This is a genomic window from Mesotoga sp. B105.6.4, from assembly GCF_002896535.1.
Classification (GTDB): Bacteria; Thermotogota; Thermotogae; order Petrotogales; family Kosmotogaceae; genus Mesotoga.
This window is the reverse complement of the sequence record NZ_JWIM01000016.1, coordinates 124,050-144,175: the sequence shown is the minus strand read 5'-3', so window position 1 is coordinate 144,175 and position 20,126 is coordinate 124,050. Positions and strand designations below refer to the sequence as shown.

Below are 20,126 nucleotides of genomic sequence, written 5' to 3'. Positions count from 1 at the left end.
CTAGGAGCTTTGTTCTTGTTTCATAAGAGCGGGAAGGTACGAGATAAAGAGAGAGAAAGAGACAGAGGGGAGAGTTCTCGTCTTCTCGTGAGCGAAGCGAACGGCTCGACATTGCTCTTTCTCGATTGATCTTATCGGAGGACGGGTCCTTGCTCTTGGACGGCTGACGGAGGACTTCTCATCAAAGCGTACAGTGGCTCTTCCAGCGATCAGCGGGTTCACCGTTTTTAAGCGTGCAGCGGATCTTCAGGGCGAGATTTCGTACACGAACACTACGGATGACAGTGTTTATAGTTCGGGAGAGCGAAACATGTCAGAGATAGAAAAAGGCGGGCTACTTCGCCCGCCGGATCGGTTTAGTGTTGAGATTTATTTCTCTCTTGCTTATACAGCCTCTACAAAGTCGCTTTCGAACTGACTGGTGTAAAGCTCGGCGTAGAACCCACCACGTGCAAGAAGTTCTTTGTGGGTTCCCTGTTCGACGATGTCGCCTTCGTTCATGACGAGTATGAGGTCGGCATCTCTTATTGTTGATAGTCTGTGGGCAATCATGAAGCTTGTCCTGTTTTTCATAAGGTTTTTCATGGCTTGCTGTATCAGGGCTTCCGTTCTTGTGTCGACTGAACTTGTTGCTTCGTCGAGTATGAGGACCTTTGGATCTGCCAGGATTGCCCGGGCTATCGTTATCAGCTGCTTCTGGCCTTGCGAGATGTTGCTCTGCTCTTCGTTCAGCACGAGGTTGTAGCCTTCGGGGAGGGTGTGAATGAATGACTCGACATGAGCAGCCTTAGCCGCTGCCAGTACTTCTTCATCTGTTGCGTCAAGCCTTCCGTATTTTATGTTGTCCCAGATGCTGGCGTTGTAGAGCCAGGTGTCCTGGAGCACCATTCCAAAGTTTTCTCTCAGGTCGTGCCGGGTGTAGTCTTTTATGTTGTGGCCGTCCAGGAGTATTTCTCCGGAGGTGACATCGTAAAAGCGCATCAGGAGTTTGACGATTGTCGTTTTTCCCGCTCCCGTGGGTCCGACGATGGCTATATTGTGTCCCTTGTCTACCTCGCAGGAGAAGTTTTTTATGATTGTCTTTTCCGGGACGTATCCGAATCTGACATTTCTGAACTCAACGTGGCCGTGATGATCAACCCCTTTGACGGGGTTCGTTGTCTCTGGTATTTCCTCTTCCTCTTCCAGAAATTCAAAGACTCTCTCTGCTGCCGCAGCCGTCTGCTGGAAGACGTTCATGATATTGGCGATCTGAGCGATAGGCTGAGTGAACGACCTCACATACTGTATGAAGGCCTGGATGTCACCGACCGTGATCATATTTCTGACGGCAAACCAGCCACCCATTATGGTTATGAGGACGTATCCGAGATTGCCCACAAAGGTCATGATAGGCATCATCATACCGGAGAGAAACTGGGATTTCCAGGCGGAGTCGTACAGTTCAGCGTTCAGTTTGTCGAAGGTTTCTATGCTTTTCTCTTCTCCGTTGAAGGCCTTTACGACGACGTGACCACCGTACATCTCCTCTACGTGGCCGTTTACCTTTCCGAGATACTCTTGCTGCTTCTTGAAGTATCTCTGAGACAGCTTAACCACAAAGGCGATGAGTCCCATCGAGACAGGCAGTATTAGCAAGGCTATCAGCGTGAGCTGCCAGCTTATCGTGAACATCATTATGGTGACCCCGACTACTGTCGTGATGGACGTTATGATCTGGCTCAAACTCTGGTTTAGCGTTCTGCTTATGGTGTCGACGTCGTTGGTTACCCTTGACAGGACATCTCCCTGGGAGCTCTTGTCGAAGTATTTGAGGGGAAGCCTGTTTATCTTATGGGAGATTTCCTCCCTGAATTTGTATGTGACCTTCGCAGATATGCCCGACATTATCCATCCCTGGATATACATAAACAGAGCGCTAAGTGCGTACAGTCCGAGAAGAATAAACATGGTTCTAGCTATCGAGTCGAAGTTTATTCCTTCGCCAGTTCCGGTGATCTTGGCCATTATTCCTTCGAAGACTTCCGTTGTCACCGTGCCGAGTATCTTTGGCCCCATGATGGAGAAAAGAGCGCCGGCCGCTGCGAAACAGAACACTATGATTATCAGGATCTGGTACTTCTTAAGGTATTGAACGAGTTTTTTCAGCGTTCCTCTGAAGTCTTTGGCTTTCTCTCCCGCACGCATCATGCCGGGGCCCATCGGACCTCCGCCGCGACCTCGATGACCTCTACCCTTTTCTCTGTTATCACTACTCATGCTAATTCTGCCTCTGAAAGCTGTGATTGTGCGATCTCTCTGTATATCTGACAGCTTTTCATCAGTTCGCGGTGCTTGCCGATTCCAACAAGGTTGCCCTCGTCAAGAACAAGTATCTGATCGGCGTTTTTTATCGTCGCAATTCTCTGGCCGACTATTATCATCGTGCTATCTCCCGTTTCCTGCTTCAGTCTTCTTCTCAGCGCAGCGTCTGTCTTGAAGTCAAGTGCAGAGAAGCTGTCATCGAAGAGGAGTATTTTCGGTTTCTTCAGCAGCGCCCTAGCTATGGAAAGCCTCTGCTTCTGCCCTCCAGATACGTTCGCGCCACCCTGGGAAATGGCTGCGTCATATCCTTCTTCTCTCGCGGTTATGAATTCGTCGGCCTGGGCGATTTCGACAGCCCTTTCAATTTCTTCTTCAGAGGCCGTCTCATTGGCATATCTCAGGTTGGATTCTATGGTTCCGCTGAAGAGTACACCCTTCTGGGGGACGTAGCCTATCTTTTCTCTCAGTTCATGCTGGTTCACTTCCCGGATGTCTATTCCGTCAACAAGCACCTGGCCGCCGCAGACATCGTAGAACCTCGGTATCATGTTCAGCAAAGTCGACTTTCCCGAGCCGGTCGAGCCTATAATCGCCGTCGTCTGTCCGGGAAGGGCTGTGAAGCTTATGTCGTTCAGGATATTTTTCTCGGCTCCCGGGAAACGGTAGCAGACGTTTTTGAACTCGACAGTTCCCTTGAAATCACTGCCGAATTTCTTCGGGTTCTTGGGGTCTTTTATCTGGGGATCAACCTCTAGGATTTCAGAGACTCTACCTGCCGAAACGGAGGCCCTTGGGATCATGATGAACATCATCGTCAACATGAGGAAGGCGAAGATGATCAACATGGCGTATTGTATATAGGCCATCATGTCTCCAACCTGCATCGTCGAAGCCTCTATCTGGTGCGCGCCCACCCAGACGATGAGGAGCATGGTCCCGTTCATAACAAACATCATCGCCGGCATCATCACTACCATCACCCGGTTTACGAATAGGTTGGTTCTTGTGAAGTCCTTGTTCGCGGAGTCGAATCTCTCTTCTTCAAACTTCTGGGTGTTGAAGGCTCTGACGACCATGAGGCCGGAGAGGTGTTCCCTTGTAACGAGATTCAGCCTATCGATAAGCTTCTGCATCTTCTTGAATTTTGGAAGGGCTATGACGAACACGATTCCCACAAGGCCTAGCATTATGATGACGGCGAGCGCTATGATCCAGGACATGGAGGTGCTCTTCTCGAGAGCCCTCATGACTCCTCCGACACCAATGATTGGGGCGTAGAATGCCATTCTAATTATGAGAACAATCACGAGCTGTATCTGGGTAATATCATTTGTCGTTCTAGTTATGAGCGAAGCCGTAGAGAATCTTGCAAATTCAGAGTTCGAGAAGTTTTCGACTTTCTCGAAAACGTCTCTTCTCATCGATCTCGCCGAGGCGGCAGCTATCTTCGAGGCGATGAAGGCGACCATGATGGTACTCAGCGCGCTAAGCAAGGTCACGAGAACCATGACTAAACCGGTGCGGAGCACATAGCCGCTCTGCAACTTTTCGGTGTCCACGCCAAGCTCCTCGTAGATTTCCTTCACGGAAAGTGCACCCGACTGGTTGACGATGTTTTCACCCATGACTTCGACCATGCTGTCAACCTGACTTAGCATTTCGAGCCTCTGGGCCTCCGGCATGAGCCGCAGCAGCAGGAAGACGTTTGCACCTTCGGGGATGTTGAAGCCGTCCGGGGGCGAAAAGGTCCCAGCTGCCCCGGTCATGCCGTTCTTGATTCCAGAATACGCCATGAGGGCTTTGCCGAAGAGCAGATTGAGAGCCTGTCGGTCTTCAATCTCTTCACTTTTCAGGACGTAAACATCTTTGCTCTCCAGCAAAGGGTACTTCTTGAGGTTTTCTTCATAAGTCGCCGAGTCTTTGTTTATAAGATCGTAGTAGCTCAGGACTTGTTGCCTCTCTTCTCCGCTCATGAAAAGCGAGACATTATCGAAGGCCTCTTTGCTTATGGCCTCAGGAATAGCGTCTTCGATACCGCCCTGCTGAATACCGACGTTTACGATATTCGACATGTAATCTGGAAGGGCCAATTCTGCCATTGCCTGAACAAAGAGCAGCGCCACCGCAACGATGATGAAGACAGTATAGGGTTTAAGGTATCTTATAAGTTTGAGCATCAGCTTAGTCCTCTTTCTTCGGATTCTTGCGATTCTTCGAGTATCCTCTCCAGCTTCTCAAGCCCTTGCATGATAGAATCAAGGTCTTCTTCAGTTGCCGTAGACAATGTCCTTCTCATCTTAAGGGCAAAGGCATTGAGCTGTTTCTTCACGGGTTTGCAATACTCTTCCGCAAGACTTATCATAACTATTCGCCTGTCCTCTTCGCTTCTCTTTCTTTTGACGATCTTCTTTTCGACGAGTCTGTCGATTATCCCCGACACCGTGCTGTTTGAGAGATCTAGCTCCCTGCTTATATCGCTCATCTTCATATCGCCGTATTGGTTGAGCACTCTCATAACAAGGATCTGGGATTGGGTTACGTGCATCTTCTTGAAATCCCTTTCGAAATTCTGCTTTATGAGAGACACGATCCGCTTGATCGCTGTCAGCATCTCTTCTATTCTTGAGCTTTCTTCCAACAGAACCACCTTCTTCTTACATTATCAGAACTTTCGCGTCCGAATACTCAGAGTCCGAATATTTCGTATGCGAAATATATTGTACTGCAATAAACGGCCAGTGTCTACGAAGAAAGAAAGAAAGTTCGTAAACTTTGCGAGAACATGAGCGGTTTTTTCAGCTACGCGATCTCTCGTGCCGAGGCAAAACGGGTCTCGGGGTTGGGGTCTAGGGTCTGGCAAGAGCTGAAAGCGCGGGAAGAACCGTCCCTCGTACTTCGTCCAAGAGCATGGACCCGTCCTTGGAAAAGCGAAAAAAGAGCAGTTCTTAGTTCCGACGCTGTGCGTCCAGGTTCTTGGTCAGAGGGGATGTAAGAGGCCAGAGGAAAGAGGTTCGAAGAGCGAAGAGATCTTGATCTTCTTACCTCTAACCTCATTCCTGTCGCCTCTATAGAGCGCGCGCGATACGCGCGAGATGAGACCCCACAGAATCCCTGAACAGGAACCCCCAAAGGGGCATATTGGGGCAGGCTTTCAGGGCGGGCTCTACGGGATGACATGAGGGGGAAGAATTTCGGGCGAAACGAATTTGGTGCTTCTTTTCTTGCTCTTACAACAACCAAGAACCTCTCTTACTAGGAGCTCTACGAGCTCTACGGCGATGAAAGTTTTTTCTGACTTTCAGTCATTCTGGCGTGAACCTGGCCAGAATCTCGTTCTTTAAAACAGTTGCAAGAGACAAGTTGCGAGTTGAATAAGAAACGGTTATCCGTTATCGGTTCGCCGTTCTCCGACAAGAATGAAAAGATCGGTAAAGGCGTGACTAGGGTCTTGGCTTTTCACAGCGTACAACGAGTTTTCTGCTCTTAAGCGTTCAGCGGTTCTTTCCAGCGAACAGCGGGTCTTCGTTGTTGAGCGCGCAGCGGATCTATGACTCGAGATCCCGATCAGTTGCATATCGGGATGACAGCCGTTTTCTTATGTGATTCTGACATGATACCGGTCAGGATCTCGGTTCTCTCGTGAGCGCAGCGACCGTCTCTAACAGCTCTTTCTCGATGCTTCTTATTGGTCTCGCAAAGCCGAAACTGGTCTGTGCGAACAGACAGGCTTAATAATCGTCTCCTGCCGAAGGCAGCATTGCGACCTGGCGTGGTCTTTGCCAGCCTTGCGTCCGTCGATGTTCTTCGGCGCCTTGCGTCCCGCCGAATGCGGCATTGCGTCTTCTTTCACCAGTGACTGGTTCTTCTCTCTTCTCGTGAGCGCAGCGATCCTCTCGAAAGCGCTCTTTCTCGATTGACCTTTTCGGTGAACGGGTTTATGATCTGGGACGGTCAACAGAGAAGAGCATCTCACAGCGTTCAGTGACCAGAGAAGAACGTATCTTTCATAGTACAGTGTGTCGCTTCGAATAAAAGAAGTAGGTAGTATTTATGTTTCGTTGGATTCACGGCAAACGACATCTTCGCTCTCTTTTTCTCTTAAGGTCAGCTTCTCTCTGCGTATGAAACCTAGTTATGGTAACTGCGCAAGAACTTGACTCACCTCTTGCTCACCTAACCCTGCATCGTTCTTTTGCGTCTAACTGAGCATTTTGCAGATATTCGATCTAGAGTGCCCCTCTTTGGTTTTGAGGAGAGATTTCCACGTTTTTCGAGTTGGATAACAGAATGTATAATGTTAACGTTAACTGTTAACGTTAACACGATCAAGGAGGGTAAGTAGTGAAGAGAGCCACCTTACGAGAAGTAGCACAGAAGGCGGGCACATCAATGATGACTGTATCTAGAGTGATTAACTCTAGGGATTCAGTGAGCGATGAAACAAAGTCCAAAGTACTAAGTGCAATACAGGAGCTTGGGTACGAGCCTCACAAAGATGCGCGAATTCTCAGGGGTGGAAAAACTGGGAGAATCGGGATTGTGGTCTCCGATATTAGAAACCCCTTTTATTCGCAGGTAGTTGGGGACCTCGAGGACCTTGCAGAAGAGAATAACATGGCAGTCATTGTGTCGGACACGAGCAAGAGACTTGACCAGGAGAAGAAGGCATTGAAGTCTCTTCTCGATATCAAGGTTGACGCCATTGTAGTTGCTCCTGAAGGATATGAGAGTTCTCATCTTATAGATGTAATCAGTTCGGGAACTGATGTGGTGTCCTTTGGAGTTCATTTTGAGCATGATTTGATTTCCGAGGTCTCTATCGATGAGATCGCCGGTGCTGCAAAGGCGGGCTCCTATCTCAGGAGTGCCGGAATCAGTGATGTCGTGTTGATCATGGGGAATCCGAGAAAGTTCACTACTAGAGGCAGAATGGAGGGTTTTTTGAGGGGCTTTGGAGACGTACGACAAGAGAGAGTGTTGTATCTTGAAGTTGATTGGAAAGCTTCTTACGGAACAGTGAAGGAACTGCCCAAGCTTCCCGAAGCCTTTTTCTGCTACAACGACATGATGGCAATGGGTGTCATTAGGGCTATAGAGGAAAGAGGAGCTGAAGTCGGAAAAGACGTCAAAGTAATTGGATATGACGATGTGTATATGGCAGAAATAGCAGGCATAACAACTTTAAGAATTCCGATTCGCAGCATGGTGGAGGAAGCCTTCAAAACAATACTGAGTGAAGATGTTAGAAAAAGAGTTTTCACCCCGGAATTCATACTGCGCAAGAGCGCATAAATAGGAGGTGGCGAAATGAAAAGAGTCTTATTGGCTGTTCTTTTTGTTTCAATTGCTTTGGTTGGTTTGGGAGTCCAGAAACTCGTTGTTAATTCCTACATGTCAGACCCGGAACCGAAGAGGGTATTTGAGGAACTGGTAGAACAGTTTGAGTCTATGTACCCAGACTATGAAGTGACTGTCAACACATTTGCTCATGAAGACTTCAAAGTTCTCCTCAGAACGTGGCTTACTTCATCCAATCCACCAGACGTTGTAACTTGGTTTGCAGGTGAGAGAATGAGATACTTCGCCAGCAAGGATCTCCTCGAACCAATTGGTGATATCTTTGAAGATGGCTTTGAAGCAGATTTTCCAAAGGCATTTGTGAGCGCTTCCAGCTACGAAGACGAGATCTACTTTCTGCCGCAATCGTGGTACTGGTGGGGTGTGTATTATAGGAAATCTGTTTTCGAAGAACTTGGAATTACCGTACCTGTCACTTGGAAGCAATTCCTTGACGTTTGCGAGACTCTCAAGACAAACAACATGATCCCGATAACTATAGGAACAAAGTATCTCTGGACTGCAGCAGGGGTCTTTGATTATCTAAACATGAGAGTAAACGGAATCGAATACGCACTTAAGCTCACAAATGGAGAAATCCCATATACGGATGACGGAATGAAGGCGGTTTTTGCATACTGGAAACAGCTTGTAGATAATGGGTATTTCATAAAGGATGCAACGTCCTACACATGGCAGGAAGCTGCCAACTATCTTTTCACCGGTGAAGCAGGTATGTATCTGATGGGACAGTTCATAAAGGATGTTGCTCCAGCCGGCGTGAAGGAGGATCTTGACTTCTTCAGGTTCCCTGTAATTGACGGAAATATCGGCTTGTTTGAGGATACACCAATCGATGGCTTCATGATGCCAGCCAATGCCAAGAACAAAGAAGCAGGAAAGACATTCCTCAAATTTATCGCTTCGAAGGAAGCGCAAGAATACTTTGCTACAGAACTGGGAAGACTAGCTGCAAACAAGCATGTTCCTGCGCCGGACGACCATTCCAAGAAAGGCCTGGAAATGATACTTTCATCTGATGGAGTAATGCAGTTCTATGATCGAGATACCGATCCAGAGATGGCTAATGCCGGAATGAATGGCTTTGTTGAGTTCATGACCTTCCCTTCCAGACTCGACACAATCCTGAAGAATCTCGAAAACGAACGAAACAGAATCTACAAGTAAGAATTACATGAAGGGCGGTTTGTGAAGAGCCGCCCTTCATGTCCTTATTATTTACGATAAGTCAGGAAGTACGTCATCGTTCTTGAAAACTGACATGATTATTCGCATGCTGTCAGTGGCATCAGATAATGTTGTCTTGATCTGTACTTAGGGCTGGCGGACAGTGGTGCTTGTGAAAACGACTTAGCTACTGTCAAGAGATCAGAAAAGTTACTAGATCTTGACTTCAAGACATCTAGGTGTTTCTCTGAGCACTTCTCTTTGCTTAACTGCACAGTCACGCAAGCAGACAGGACTCAGTTGCGGGGGAAACATGGAAAGTAGGGTCTTGAAACAGAGAGGACACGCATTGGGAATCGTAAGTTGGATAATAGGCTTCAAGAGAAGGATATGAGCAAAGATTACCTTGGTTTGGAGGAAACAATGAAAAGCAGAAGATGGGTTCCTTGGGCTTTTTTAGCCCTTCCTCTCACAATGTATTCTATATGGGTCATTTATCCCTTGATCAGTACGCTTCTTCTCAGTTTTACCAACTGGGACGGGGTCTCAATGTCTATGGAAATAATTGGCCTGGACAACTTCAGAGAGTTGTTCAGGGACCCATATTTCATTGTTTCCCTAGTAAACAACATTAAGTGGCTGATTGGATTTGCTTTGATATGCGTACCTGCCGGGCTCGGAATTGCTATTTTGCTCGACCAAGGCTTTAGAGGAAATAAGGTGTACAAGACACTGATCTACCTCCCTATGACACTTTCGTTCGTTGTGATTGGACAAATCTGGTCCTGGATTCTCGAACCAAGAAGCGGCGTTTTGAACAGTTTTTTGGCCTTGCTCGGATTCAAAGGTGTTTCATGGTTGAGCGATCCCTCCATAGTAACTTACTCATTGATAATGGCAGCGTCTTGGAGGCAGATTTCTTATGCTATGGTTCTCTTTCTTGCCGGGCTTAAGGGTGTTCCGAAGGAACTGGTCGAAGCTGCCACGGTCGATGGCGCTGGTCCTTGGAAGAGATTCTGGAACGTCGTGCTTCCGATGCTTAAGCCTGCAACCATAGTGGCTGTCACAGTAAGCGTTATCGATTCGCTCAGAGCCTTCGATATCGTCTATGTTCTGACTCGCGGAGGGCCCTTCTATTCTTCGTCTGTCATGGCAAATTACATGTATATTAAGACATTCAACAATTACAGGATGGGCTATGGATCATCTATTGCTACTGTCCAGTTCCTTATCACCCTGGTGTTCATAGTGGTTTATATGCGGAACGTGTTGAAAAGGGAGGTCGAAAACGAATGAAGAGGACCCTTTTCTACATATTCGCCACCCTCCTCGTTCTTGTCTGGCTAATGCCTTTTGTCATAACTGCTTTTACTTCATTGAAGAGCATGGATGAACTCATGTTAGGAAGAAGATGGTGGGAACCGCCAAAAGAAGTTCGGCTTGAGAACTATGCAACTGCCTGGAATGACGCGAATATGGGTAGGTATTTCCTGAATACATTCATAATTACCGTGCCTTCAGTTCTTGGCGCTCTATTCCTTTCTAGTCTGGGCGCATTCGCGCTGGCATGGTACGATTTCAAGCTTTCCAAAACTATCTTGATGATCTTTGTCGGCGGTATGTTGATTCCTTTTCAGATGCTTTTGATACCCGTGTATCGTATGTCGATGTCTTTCGGAATCTACGATAGCTATATCGGTGTAATTCTCTTTCATATTGCGTTTCAGCTTGGGTTCTGCACGTTCTTCCTGAGAAACTTCATGAAGACAATACCTGAAAGCATATTCGACGCCGCGATGATTGACGGAGCGGGTCACTTCTTGATCTACAGAAGAATTGTCTTGCCTCTCGTGGTACCTGCTATGGCAGCTCTGGGAATTCTCGAGTTTACATGGATCTGGAACGATTATCTTTGGTCTCTGATACTTATACAAAGTGATAGATTTAAGCCTGTAACCTTGGGTCTTGTCAATCTTCAAGGTCAGTGGGTTACGAGCTGGAATGTGATGGCTGCAGGGTCTATAATTGCAGCAGTTGTTCCTCTGGTAGTTTTTCTTCTTTTCCAGAGGTACTTCATAGAAGGACTTACAGTTGGGAGTGTTAAAGGATGAAATGGTTTGGAGCGGCTTATTATCCAGAGCACTGGCCTCGCGAGCGCTGGAAAGAAGATGTAAAAGTGATGAGGGAAATGGGAATGAACGTGGTACGTATAGGAGAGTTCTCCTGGAGCATAATCGAAAGGGAACGAGGCAAAATAGACTTTTCTGTCCTTGACGAAGTTATTGATCTTCTCGATTCAGAAGGGATAAAAGTTATAATGGGGACTCCCACCTGCACGCCTCCACCCTGGCTGATAAAGGAGTTTCCCGAGATACTTCAGAGGGATGTCAACGGATTGTTGATCGCAAGCGGCAGTCGCAGGCATTACTGTTTCAACTCGACCATCTATCGCAAGGAAACGGCAAGGATTGTTGAGGCTTTTGCAGACCACTTTGGTAGAGACCCCAGGATAGTCGCATGGCAAATCGATAACGAATACGGATGTCATAATTCCACGGTCTGCTACTGCGAGAACTGTGCCACTTCATTCAGACATTGGCTTAAGAGAAAGTATGGTTCCATCGAGAACCTCAACAGAGCCTGGGGGACAGTCTTCTGGAGTCAGACATTCAATAAATGGGAAGAGATAGACCCGCCCAGAAGAACCCTTACATCTCCAAATCCTTCGTTGGTACTAGATTATAGGAGGTTTTCTTCTGACTCTGCGATTAATTACCATAATCTGCAGAGAGAGATCATTGAGCCAAAGAGCGAGGCTCCAATAACTCACAATCTTATGGTCAATTTCACAGAGATCGACTATAAGAAGCTTTCAGATTCCATCGACTTCGTATCTTGGGACAATTACATAGCGGAGGATTATGATCCGGATCTCCAGGCGCTTAACCATGACCTAATGCGTTCTCTCAAGAAGAAGCCTTTTCTCGTAATGGAGCAGCAACCCGGAAGGGTAAATTGGCGTTCCGTGAACACTTGGCACAGTGCTGATCAGCTTTCTTTTTGGGTGAAGCAGTCTTTCGCCCATGGAGCATTTGGTTCACTGATTTTCAGGTTCAGGCAATTGCCGTTCGGTTCGGAGCAGTTTCACACAGGCCTAATCGACTATGACGGCGATCCAACTGAACGCGCAAAAGCCTTTTCAGAAGTAATAGCCGGACTGGCAGACTGGAGCGTGGTCGTTCCGCAGAGAGAAGCGGCTGTTTACATTGATTATGAGAATTTCTGGATAAACGAGACAGACAATCTTAACAATAGATTTGATCTCTTGCTCGATGCGATTTTGCCAGTTTACAAGGCAATCAGGAGTCTCGGTTACAACGTTGATTTCGTTTTTCCAGGTGACTCTTTGGACGGGTATTCATTTGCTTTCGTTCCTTCGAGTTTCAAGCTTGAAAGCAGTTTTGTCGACCAGCTGAAGATATTCAAGGGGAGAGTCTTCTTCACTGCTATGAGTGACCAAAAAGATTGTCACAACTTCATAAAGAAAAGCAAAGACAGCTTTCTTAACGAACTTATTGGTATAAGGGTCATTGATGCAGGTGGTATAGAAGAGACTGTGAGCATATCTTTCGCTGGCCAGATTTTCTCCTGCTCTTATGTTGCTGAAAGAATCCTCCCTGCGGATGACTGCGAGATACTGGGAGTTTACTTGGACGGCCCATATAAGGGCAGTTCAGCCCTAATAAAGCGTGAAAACAAGTACTACTTAAGCTCTATCCCGGACACCGAGTTTCTTGAAAGACTGCTTGTCGAAGCAGGGGTAGAGAAGAGAGTGGAGCAATCGGGGAGGATCATTAAGGATGGATCGCAGACAATTCTTTTGAATCCCTTTTCGCACGTTACAATGATAAAACTAAACGGGAAGGAGCATATCCTCAGGGAACACGAGGTCAGGAAACTCTGATCATTATAAAACACGCTCTCAAAGATTAAGTGATAAGCAATCCTTTCAAGTGACAACTTGGGACCAGATTGTTTTCGTGCTTCTCAGGTATTATCGTTAAGAAGGAGGTAAAATCGGCGGTAGAGGACGATGGCACTCTCACCGTTCACCTGAACTTAGTCGAAGGGCTGCGAGAAAACGGTTTCGATGTAATCACCAGCGCGGGCGAGCCTGAAGAGAACAAGATCGGCAGCAACTGCGGCCTCTTTATTCGCAGACCTCTTCAGGGCTCAAAGGGTAACCCTGAGATATATTCTTCAGTTAAGTCCAACACCAATTCACAGAAATCGTGAATCCCTTAGCATTAACGGGAATACAGCACTTCTGCTAGCAACGCTATTATGACGTTTGGCTGGTCTGAATCTCGATCTCTGATGCAAATGATTTTTGCCAGTCCTCCGATCTTTGACTGCAGCGAAGAAGCTAACGGTATGCCAGAAAAGCGCACCCCCTGAAACTCAGTTACTCTTTCTTACTTCCGATGCTTTTGAAAGCTTGCTTGATATGATAGCAAAAACCCTTCTTCTCAGGTGTTGAGTGGTATCTTGCAACGTGAGAACTTAACAGCGCGGAAAGTGAGTCAATGCTTCTTGAGAGTTTTTCGATTCTCTGCTCCATCTCTTCAAGTTTCTTTGAGTCCAATTCGTCACCCTCTCTTATTGTTTCAATTGCTTCTTTAAGAGATAGTCCTTTGCTGTGAATCGCATCGAGCCTTGAGACTAACTCAGGACTTTCAAGCGGAAAGTGTTTTTCGCCCTCAATAGTCTTGGATAAGCAGATACCTGATTTCTCCAATTTATCCAGGTACTCTTCCGTTCTGTCAACAGGCAACCCGGATCTTTCGCTCACCTTCTGGAGAGTCAAGAAGTTGATGTCAGCAGGATGACCTTCATTGCCTATTCCTTCCTTGATAGACTCATCTTCACTTCTCTTCACATCGGCCATATTGGCATCATTAGATGCTTGTGAAGCGCTCTCGTGCTCGAAGATAATCTTCTTGATCCGCTCCTCCGGGAATTCAGTGCCGATTACTCCTTTGAGTCTCTCGTAGAGAGCAATCATTCCCAGCAAGTCTGTCTTAAGTGTTTCATCTCCTGGTACCATTCCCTTCTCATACTTCTTTCCGTAAATGTGACCCAACTCGTAAGCGACTCCCAGTTCTCAATCTGTTCCCAGGGTTATGCTATCGTAGTCGAAGCTCTCTTCCTGCCCCAGCACTTTTCTATAGGCTTCCGCCGCTATAGAAATCTTTTGCTTTGACTCTGCGCCGAACGTTTCCTTAAAGAATAACCAGCCTTGATTCAGCGAGAGATAGACGGCCGACATGTCTGCAGTAAAAATGTACATCACGAAATAACCCTCTGTAGGAGATTCTGTTATGTCTTTGTCGAAAACACCTATCCAGGGAATCTCTGCCCACTGCCCCTGTCCGGGGGACGCAGATACCTTGAACCTATCAGGATACTCCGAGTCCACCATTTCCTGAACCATGGCGCTAACATCACTTCTCAGAAAGTGTGCAAGCTTGTTCTGTGCAAACTCTTTGTGCTTTTCGATGAGATACTTATTGAGGATTCGGTTGATAGCTTCCCGCGTAAGCCCTCCTTACGATAACTGCCCACGCATGGAACAATAACGTTTGAAGAGACTATCCGGCTAACTAGAGCCTACACCACAACTGTTCCGATTCCTAATGAAAATTGGACTCCCTAGAACAACCTCCCTATGGGAGTAAACGCTTTCCTTTGTTCCCCCCCTAATAGTGTCCTAACTACAAGGGTAGGTAATTCCGGGGGAAGTTGCAATGGCTCTTGCATTAACAGGGAATTTTCCCTGCAATTGCAGGGAATCACTCTCTGCAATTACCGGTACTTATATTCTGCAGCAAACAAATTCCAAAGAGCTTGAGAGGCGGAGCAATCATCCGAGGGCTGAAGATCAATATCCAATGGATTAAAAAGAAGTGTTCCCTCGAAAAAGAGATTCGTGAGACCTCTGGAGGAAGCTTCCTCCCAATATGAGCATAAGAACTACTGTTCACTTCAGTGATCTCTAGTCGGTAGAAAAGCGCTTTCCTATTTAAGGATAGACTCTGCTTAACTGAGAAGGTTGATTTAGCAGGGCTGGGGTAGATCAATTAATCCAGCGATTTGTTTTTTTTCACATTTCTTCATCTCTTTGCATAACGCTGGAAAACGAACGATGATTAATTTATTGTGTTCTACTACACATGCTAGAGGTGGTATATGGATAGAGAGACAGTAAAGGTGACCCTCCTGGCGGAGGCACTGGAGATGAGCAGGAATTCCTATATTGAATATCGTACTCTCGAAGGGCTTGAGTCGTTCTTTGAAAGAAGCACAGCAATCGAGCTTGCGAAGGGACTTAAGGATGGATTCTTTCTGGACATGCCCCTGGAAAAGATAATGAGCAACGGATTCTTCAGGGGTTATCTTGCCGGTCTTATGCTTTCAGACAAGACTACTTCACATGTTGTCAAGGAGCAGATAGCCGACATCCTTCTCGAAGATCTTCTTCGCACCCTGAATGAGGCAGAGGAAACTTCACCCGGTCAAGAAGAGAATTATCAGTCAACAAGAGACTTGAAGAAGAGATTCTTTTCCCTATTCGAAGAGAAAGACCGCGAAGAATCTAGAGGACTTGTAAGAGAGAATCTCTCGCTTTTCAGACATTTCGTGAATAGTGAGCATTATATTCCTATTTACCTTTGGGGTAATGAATTGACGACTTTCATTTGCGAAAACTTAGATGCTGAGCAGTTCGAGGGCTCCTTAAAGGAAGACCTGAGAAAGATTGTTCCTTCTGTACTGGCATCATACTCGATGCCCGATACTATGGGTTCGTCAGTAGGACTTAGATTACCGTCTGTTGAGAGTTATTTGAGCTCGCAGTTCCCGATTCTGGCTATGATAAGGAATCGAAAACTGAATCTGGATCAGGTGACTGAGTTCATCAAGAGCCTGTCTCACATTATGTTTGGGGATATCTTGTTGGCGCCGGTTAGCATGGCAGCAGGTGGAAAGACTGAAGAAAAAGCAAGGGCGAAACTGATTATCAATAAGATGTTCGCTTCGATGAGTGATTCTGAACTCGGTATTATGTTGAATTCCTCCAGCTACGAGTCGAGAGACGGTTTTCTTTACGAAGTTGTCGTGTGCAATGATTTCAGCAAACTTTTCGATAGACTGAAGAACATTTGGAAAGGGATAGAAAAGAAGGCTTCCCTGTTCTCCAATATGGCTATTGCAAGCGCTCTCCTGGACAAGGATGAGGCTACTGATTGTGTGGGAGAGTATGTCGCATATCTGAAGACGCTGGAGCCAACAATCCCAGTTGTACGATCGGGACTCTTGTTATGCATGAAATACGACTTTGAAGACGAGGAGCTCTTCAGCAAGAAGTTTTCTGAGATAACAGATGAGAAACCAGATCCGCCTTTGATCCTATCTCTTCTTCGGGATTCTTTCGGTGATCTTGATGTGATCTATAAACATATGGCAGACGAGTATTCTCATAGAACGGCGATTGATGGTGTAATTTCGAACTTGAAATCGATTAAGGAACCTAATTTCATTTCGTTCGAGAAGACCGGCAGTCTTGAGTATTCAAGAGTGCCAATGTATACGCTGATAAACTCAGCGATAAGTCAGAACGATATCGATCATGCATTCGATACCATGGTAGCTTACTGCAAGAAGTACCGGTTCAACTTCGAGTTCATGAATACACTTCTCTTCCTTTCCACAAGAGAAAATGACGAACTGAAGAAGCTCCTTCACGTTGTGGGCGAGCTCGCTTTGAACGTCCTTCACGATATCGTTGAAAAGGATAAGTGGGCATCACTTATAGAGAACGAAGAGAGTCCATCCAACACCGAACTCCTGCAAGTCATCGAACATTATGTGGATAGCTTGATCGACCGGAAGGATTACGGGGAAGCACTGAGGGTTATCGAAGAAGTCTTCCCCCTTGTCGGCCCGGATGATTACGACTACCTCTTGGCGAGCAAATTACTTGTGTGCTGGAGAATGAAAATGTTCGATGAATTAGCCAAAACAATGGAGTTTAAGAACCACAGTGGCCATCCGAAGGCTCTTGCAGTATTGGCGCTGAAGAACTATGCCTACAGGGAGCTAGACATAGCGGAACAGATTCTTCTGAACATTCTTCGCCACTGCCCTGACTTTATCAAGTATCTTCTGGAGGAAGAAGGAAACGATAAGAAGGACTTCGAGAAAGCAGAAAGAGGCAACCTCACTAGTCAGAAAAGAGTCGATTCGCTGACTCTTGCAGAAGAGTTCAGAGGGGACTGGCTCAACCTGAGGGGAGGAAAGGAATGGCTTAAAAAAGTGCAGAAGGTTTTTGATGAAGTGAGGAGTAGTAATACGCCGAGGAACCTTGACTCTTCTAGCTGCTAATGACTTAAAACAATGGAGTTCCCGAAAGTGCCATCCAAAAAGAGGGAAGCGATGAGCAAATCTCATTGCCCGTCGCAGCTGAACCTGCCTCAGCTGAAAGCGAGACTGGCCTTTGCGAAGTAAAGACTGGCCACCGAAGGTGACTGGCTTGTCATTATTGTCACGTTAACACAAGCGAATAATGGAGTCCTCAGAAGAGGCATCATGGATTGCTGTAGATCTTTTCTCCCGGCTTCAGCGAATGAACTAGCCAGACATTTCCTCCTATCACGCAGTTGTCTCCGACTACGGTATTCCCTCCAAGGACCGTAGCTCCTGCGTATATGACGACGTGATTACCAATATCGGGATGGCGTTTTATCCCTTTGATCGGATTGCCGTTTTCGTCGAGTTCGAAGCTCTTGGCCCCAAGCGTGACTCCTTGATAAATCTTGACATGGTGTCCTATCGTGCAGGTTTCTCCTATTACAACACCGGTGCCGTGATCTATGAAGAAGTGCGTCCCTATTGTCGCACCGGGATGAATATCTATTCCAGTCTTCTGATGAGCATATTCTGTCATTATTCTGGGAATCAGCGGGACCTCAAGCTTGTAAAGAATGTGGGCAAGCCTGTACGTGCTTATCGCCTCGTAGGCCGGATAAGCAATCATGATTTCTTCAATCGACTGAGCCGCAGGATCTCCTTCGAACGCGGCTCTCACGTCTTTAACAAGAGCCACAGCAATCGATGGTAACTCAGCCAGAAATTCCTTGACAACTCTCTCTGCTCCTTTTTCTCCCAGTTCAGGCCGAATCTCCATAATCATTTCCCCTAGAATATTCAAAGCCTCCGATAGTATCTCTTGGCCGTCAACGATTTGCGTATGTGAAAGCTGCGGACAGAAGGTTTTTCTAACAAGATGAATTAGCTCTATCGTCTTAAGCTTAATATGCCCAAGCGAGTACGACTTCGATGAGCAATGAGTCTTGGCAATTTCCTCGTATACTCCACTTATTCTGAGTGATATCTCACTAAAATCACTATTCACGTAGACTGTCTCCCTTCAGGTTCGGTTACTGAGTCTCTTCCGTTCAAGTATAGTCGAATCAAGCCAAGATATCATTGCCCTATTTGAAAGCGCTGTCGTCGGCTGTCTTCTCAAACTTGTCACTGGTTAACGGGAGGCTAGAGATTAGTCTGCATGTTTTTTCTTCTTTACAAGATTGTTAGAAGATGAGTTTGCATGAGCCTTTTGCTCGCGCTGTCAATTGGGTAGGATGAAAGTGGGGATGCGATGTATTTTGCCTTCTTTAGATCCTTCGACCTTCTTATCAGTCATTTCCAATCCTTCAAGGGGGTTTTTACGTGAAAAAGAATAGACGCAGAGCGGAAATACTCATGGCATTACTGAACAGGTTCTGACTGTATCTCTCTAGTAAAAAGAGGCCGATTGTTCGAGAAAGAGTGAAGCTGCTCATCAAGCGTAGACAATTGATCATCTGAAGGACCCTTGTAGTGACTCATACTTCTATGACGAACGAAGCGTTCTTCGCATGAGAATAATTCTATAGAGACTATGAAGGAGATTTGTGGATCGTTATTCCACGAAATTCCTGCCTTCTGTGGAGTCATACTCCGCGAACTCTTAGCGCAGCGGTTGTCCTGTAAATCCTTCGCTTTTGTGTGGCGGTTGACTTATAATCTTTCATCGCAATCATTCGGCAAACGGCGCCAGGTTGTTTGGTGAGCATGAATATCGGCTCAGGGAGATGGAGTTCTTGAACAAAACCAGTCTAGAAAGGGTGAAAGTCGAAACAAGTGAGCTGGATAGGCGTGTGAAAAACTACTCTGAGAGAGCCGATGACGGCACCGTAAATGTCAAGGTGGAAGACAAATCATTTGGAAAGCATGATGCTGAAAAGCTTATCGAATTACTTGAAGAGAGGACCAGGTACCTTCCATTGAGAAGAGGCTTAAGTGTTTCAATCGAAGGAACTGAATCAGAGATGAAAGAGTTTTTTCCGAGGGTCAGAGATTCTCTTGTTCCGCTAGTCTACTACATTGATCTTGATCTGAAAAGACTGGCAAGATTAAGTGTCATTCTTATTGTAGTCGGCATGCTGGCCATGGGCATTGCTTCGATTCTTACGGAATTATCATTTAACGCGTACGCTCTTCACGAAATTCTGGTCATTGCGAGTTGGGTTTTCATCTGGGCTGCCGTTGAAACCTTCTTCTTCGAAAGAAGAAAGTTGAAGAACAGAAAACACCATTTTCAACGGATCTACTCAGCAGAGTTTACAACGGCTAATCAAAGGGGAAGTACCGCAACTCTAGATTAGCTTCAGCAGTAATACGTTATCGCTAGGAGGCGAATTCAGTGGCTAAGAAAATGCCAGTTGTTTACTGGGAAATCAACGCACTAGATGGGGAGTCACTTTCGGAATTCTATGAGGAAGTTTTCGAATGGGAAACAGAAGTTAGCGATACGAAATTCCATTCATTCAAGAGCGGAGACCCTAAAGGAATAAACGGAGGCATATTCACGGGCAAAGGGACTCTTCCGACTCACAGGGCTCTATATATCGAAGTCGAGGATATGGATGAGATCATTGAAAGAGTCAAAAATCAGGGACAGGAAATACTCCAGGGGCCGTTCGAATCTGGGAATAATATCCTTGCATTCTTTACAGATCCAGAAGGCCATATGATCGGCCTGATACAGAGGAAGTAGGGGAAAGCACGATAGTTGCTGCGACACCGGCTTGTATAATATTTGTTTTGCTCGTTTTCTTTAAAGATTTTAGTACAAGAATTGAGCCTGTAGAGGTAGAGACAGATCACTTAAGGCCGCCGTCATTGCGAAGCCGTCG

The 20,126-nt window shown here is 46.3% G+C and carries 12 protein-coding genes and 1 pseudogene; 8 read left to right on the top strand and 5 right to left on the bottom strand.

Going from position 1 to position 20,126, the window contains the following annotated elements:
• Positions 1-384: 384 nt before the first annotated feature.
• Genes RJ60_RS05650 through RJ60_RS05640 form a run of 3 tightly spaced genes read right to left on the bottom strand, consistent with a single transcriptional unit; the run spans position 385 to position 4,942 of the window.
• On the bottom strand, positions 385-2,259 hold the full coding sequence (locus RJ60_RS05650) for an ABC transporter ATP-binding protein (protein WP_099830006.1): 1,875 nt from the start codon (positions 2,257-2,259) through the stop codon (positions 385-387).
• Entirely contained in the window at positions 2,256-4,481 is a 2,226-nt protein-coding gene (locus RJ60_RS05645; protein WP_099830007.1) for an ABC transporter ATP-binding protein, read from the bottom strand. Before RJ60_RS05645 ends, RJ60_RS05650 begins: the two co-directional genes overlap by 4 nt.
• Complete coding sequence (locus RJ60_RS05640; protein WP_099830008.1) at positions 4,481-4,942, bottom strand: MarR family winged helix-turn-helix transcriptional regulator; 462 nt, start codon at positions 4,940-4,942, stop codon at positions 4,481-4,483. The genes RJ60_RS05645 and RJ60_RS05640 overlap by 1 nt, the downstream gene beginning before the upstream one ends.
• A 1,703-nt stretch (positions 4,943-6,645) precedes the next feature.
• Here RJ60_RS05640 and RJ60_RS05635 point away from each other — a divergent pair.
• The 5 genes from RJ60_RS05635 to RJ60_RS05615 all read left to right on the top strand — a co-directional run bounded on the left by RJ60_RS05635 (position 6,646) and on the right by RJ60_RS05615 (position 12,793).
• Positions 6,646-7,596 carry a LacI family DNA-binding transcriptional regulator gene (locus tag RJ60_RS05635; protein WP_099830009.1) on the top strand — a complete coding sequence of 317 codons (951 nt, stop codon included), beginning with the start codon at positions 6,646-6,648 and terminating at the stop codon, positions 7,594-7,596.
• A 15-nt stretch (positions 7,597-7,611) separates the two neighbouring features.
• A complete protein-coding gene (locus tag RJ60_RS05630; RefSeq protein ID WP_099830010.1) occupies positions 7,612-8,829 on the top strand; it encodes an ABC transporter substrate-binding protein in 1,218 nt (405 codons plus the stop codon).
• Between the two features lie 423 nt (positions 8,830-9,252).
• A complete protein-coding gene (locus RJ60_RS05625) occupies positions 9,253-10,125 on the top strand; it encodes a carbohydrate ABC transporter permease (protein WP_099830045.1) in 873 nt (290 codons plus the stop codon).
• Positions 10,122-10,940: a carbohydrate ABC transporter permease gene (locus RJ60_RS05620; protein WP_099830011.1), complete on the top strand. Its 819-nt coding sequence runs from the start codon at positions 10,122-10,124 to the stop codon at positions 10,938-10,940. Before RJ60_RS05625 ends, RJ60_RS05620 begins: the two co-directional genes overlap by 4 nt.
• Positions 10,937-12,793: a beta-galactosidase gene (locus tag RJ60_RS05615; RefSeq protein WP_099830012.1), complete on the top strand. Its 1,857-nt coding sequence runs from the start codon at positions 10,937-10,939 to the stop codon at positions 12,791-12,793. Before RJ60_RS05620 ends, RJ60_RS05615 begins: the two co-directional genes overlap by 4 nt.
• A gap of 501 nt (positions 12,794-13,294) precedes the next feature.
• Here RJ60_RS05615 and RJ60_RS16010 read toward each other — a convergent pair.
• Positions 13,295-14,407, bottom strand: a pseudogene (locus RJ60_RS16010) (MrcB family domain-containing protein).
• 671 nt (positions 14,408-15,078) lie between these two features.
• Between RJ60_RS16010 and RJ60_RS05595 the strand changes: the two are divergent.
• On the top strand, positions 15,079-17,271 hold the full coding sequence (locus RJ60_RS05595) for a hypothetical protein (RefSeq protein WP_099830016.1): 2,193 nt from the start codon (positions 15,079-15,081) through the stop codon (positions 17,269-17,271).
• 202 nt (positions 17,272-17,473) lie between these two features.
• Here RJ60_RS05595 and RJ60_RS05590 read toward each other — a convergent pair whose 3' ends face one another.
• Entirely contained in the window at positions 17,474-18,301 is an 828-nt protein-coding gene (locus tag RJ60_RS05590; protein WP_099830017.1) for a serine O-acetyltransferase, read from the bottom strand.
• 730 nt (positions 18,302-19,031) lie between these two features.
• On the opposite strand from RJ60_RS05590, the gene RJ60_RS05580 reads away from it, so the two are divergent.
• The gene (locus RJ60_RS05580; RefSeq protein ID WP_099830019.1) at positions 19,032-19,595 is read left to right on the top strand and encodes a hypothetical protein; all 564 of its coding nucleotides are present in this window, start codon (positions 19,032-19,034) and stop codon (positions 19,593-19,595) included.
• A gap of 38 nt (positions 19,596-19,633) precedes the next feature.
• On the top strand, positions 19,634-19,987 hold the full coding sequence (locus RJ60_RS05575) for a VOC family protein (RefSeq protein WP_099830020.1): 354 nt from the start codon (positions 19,634-19,636) through the stop codon (positions 19,985-19,987).
• The last annotated feature ends 139 nt before the right edge of the window (positions 19,988-20,126 follow it).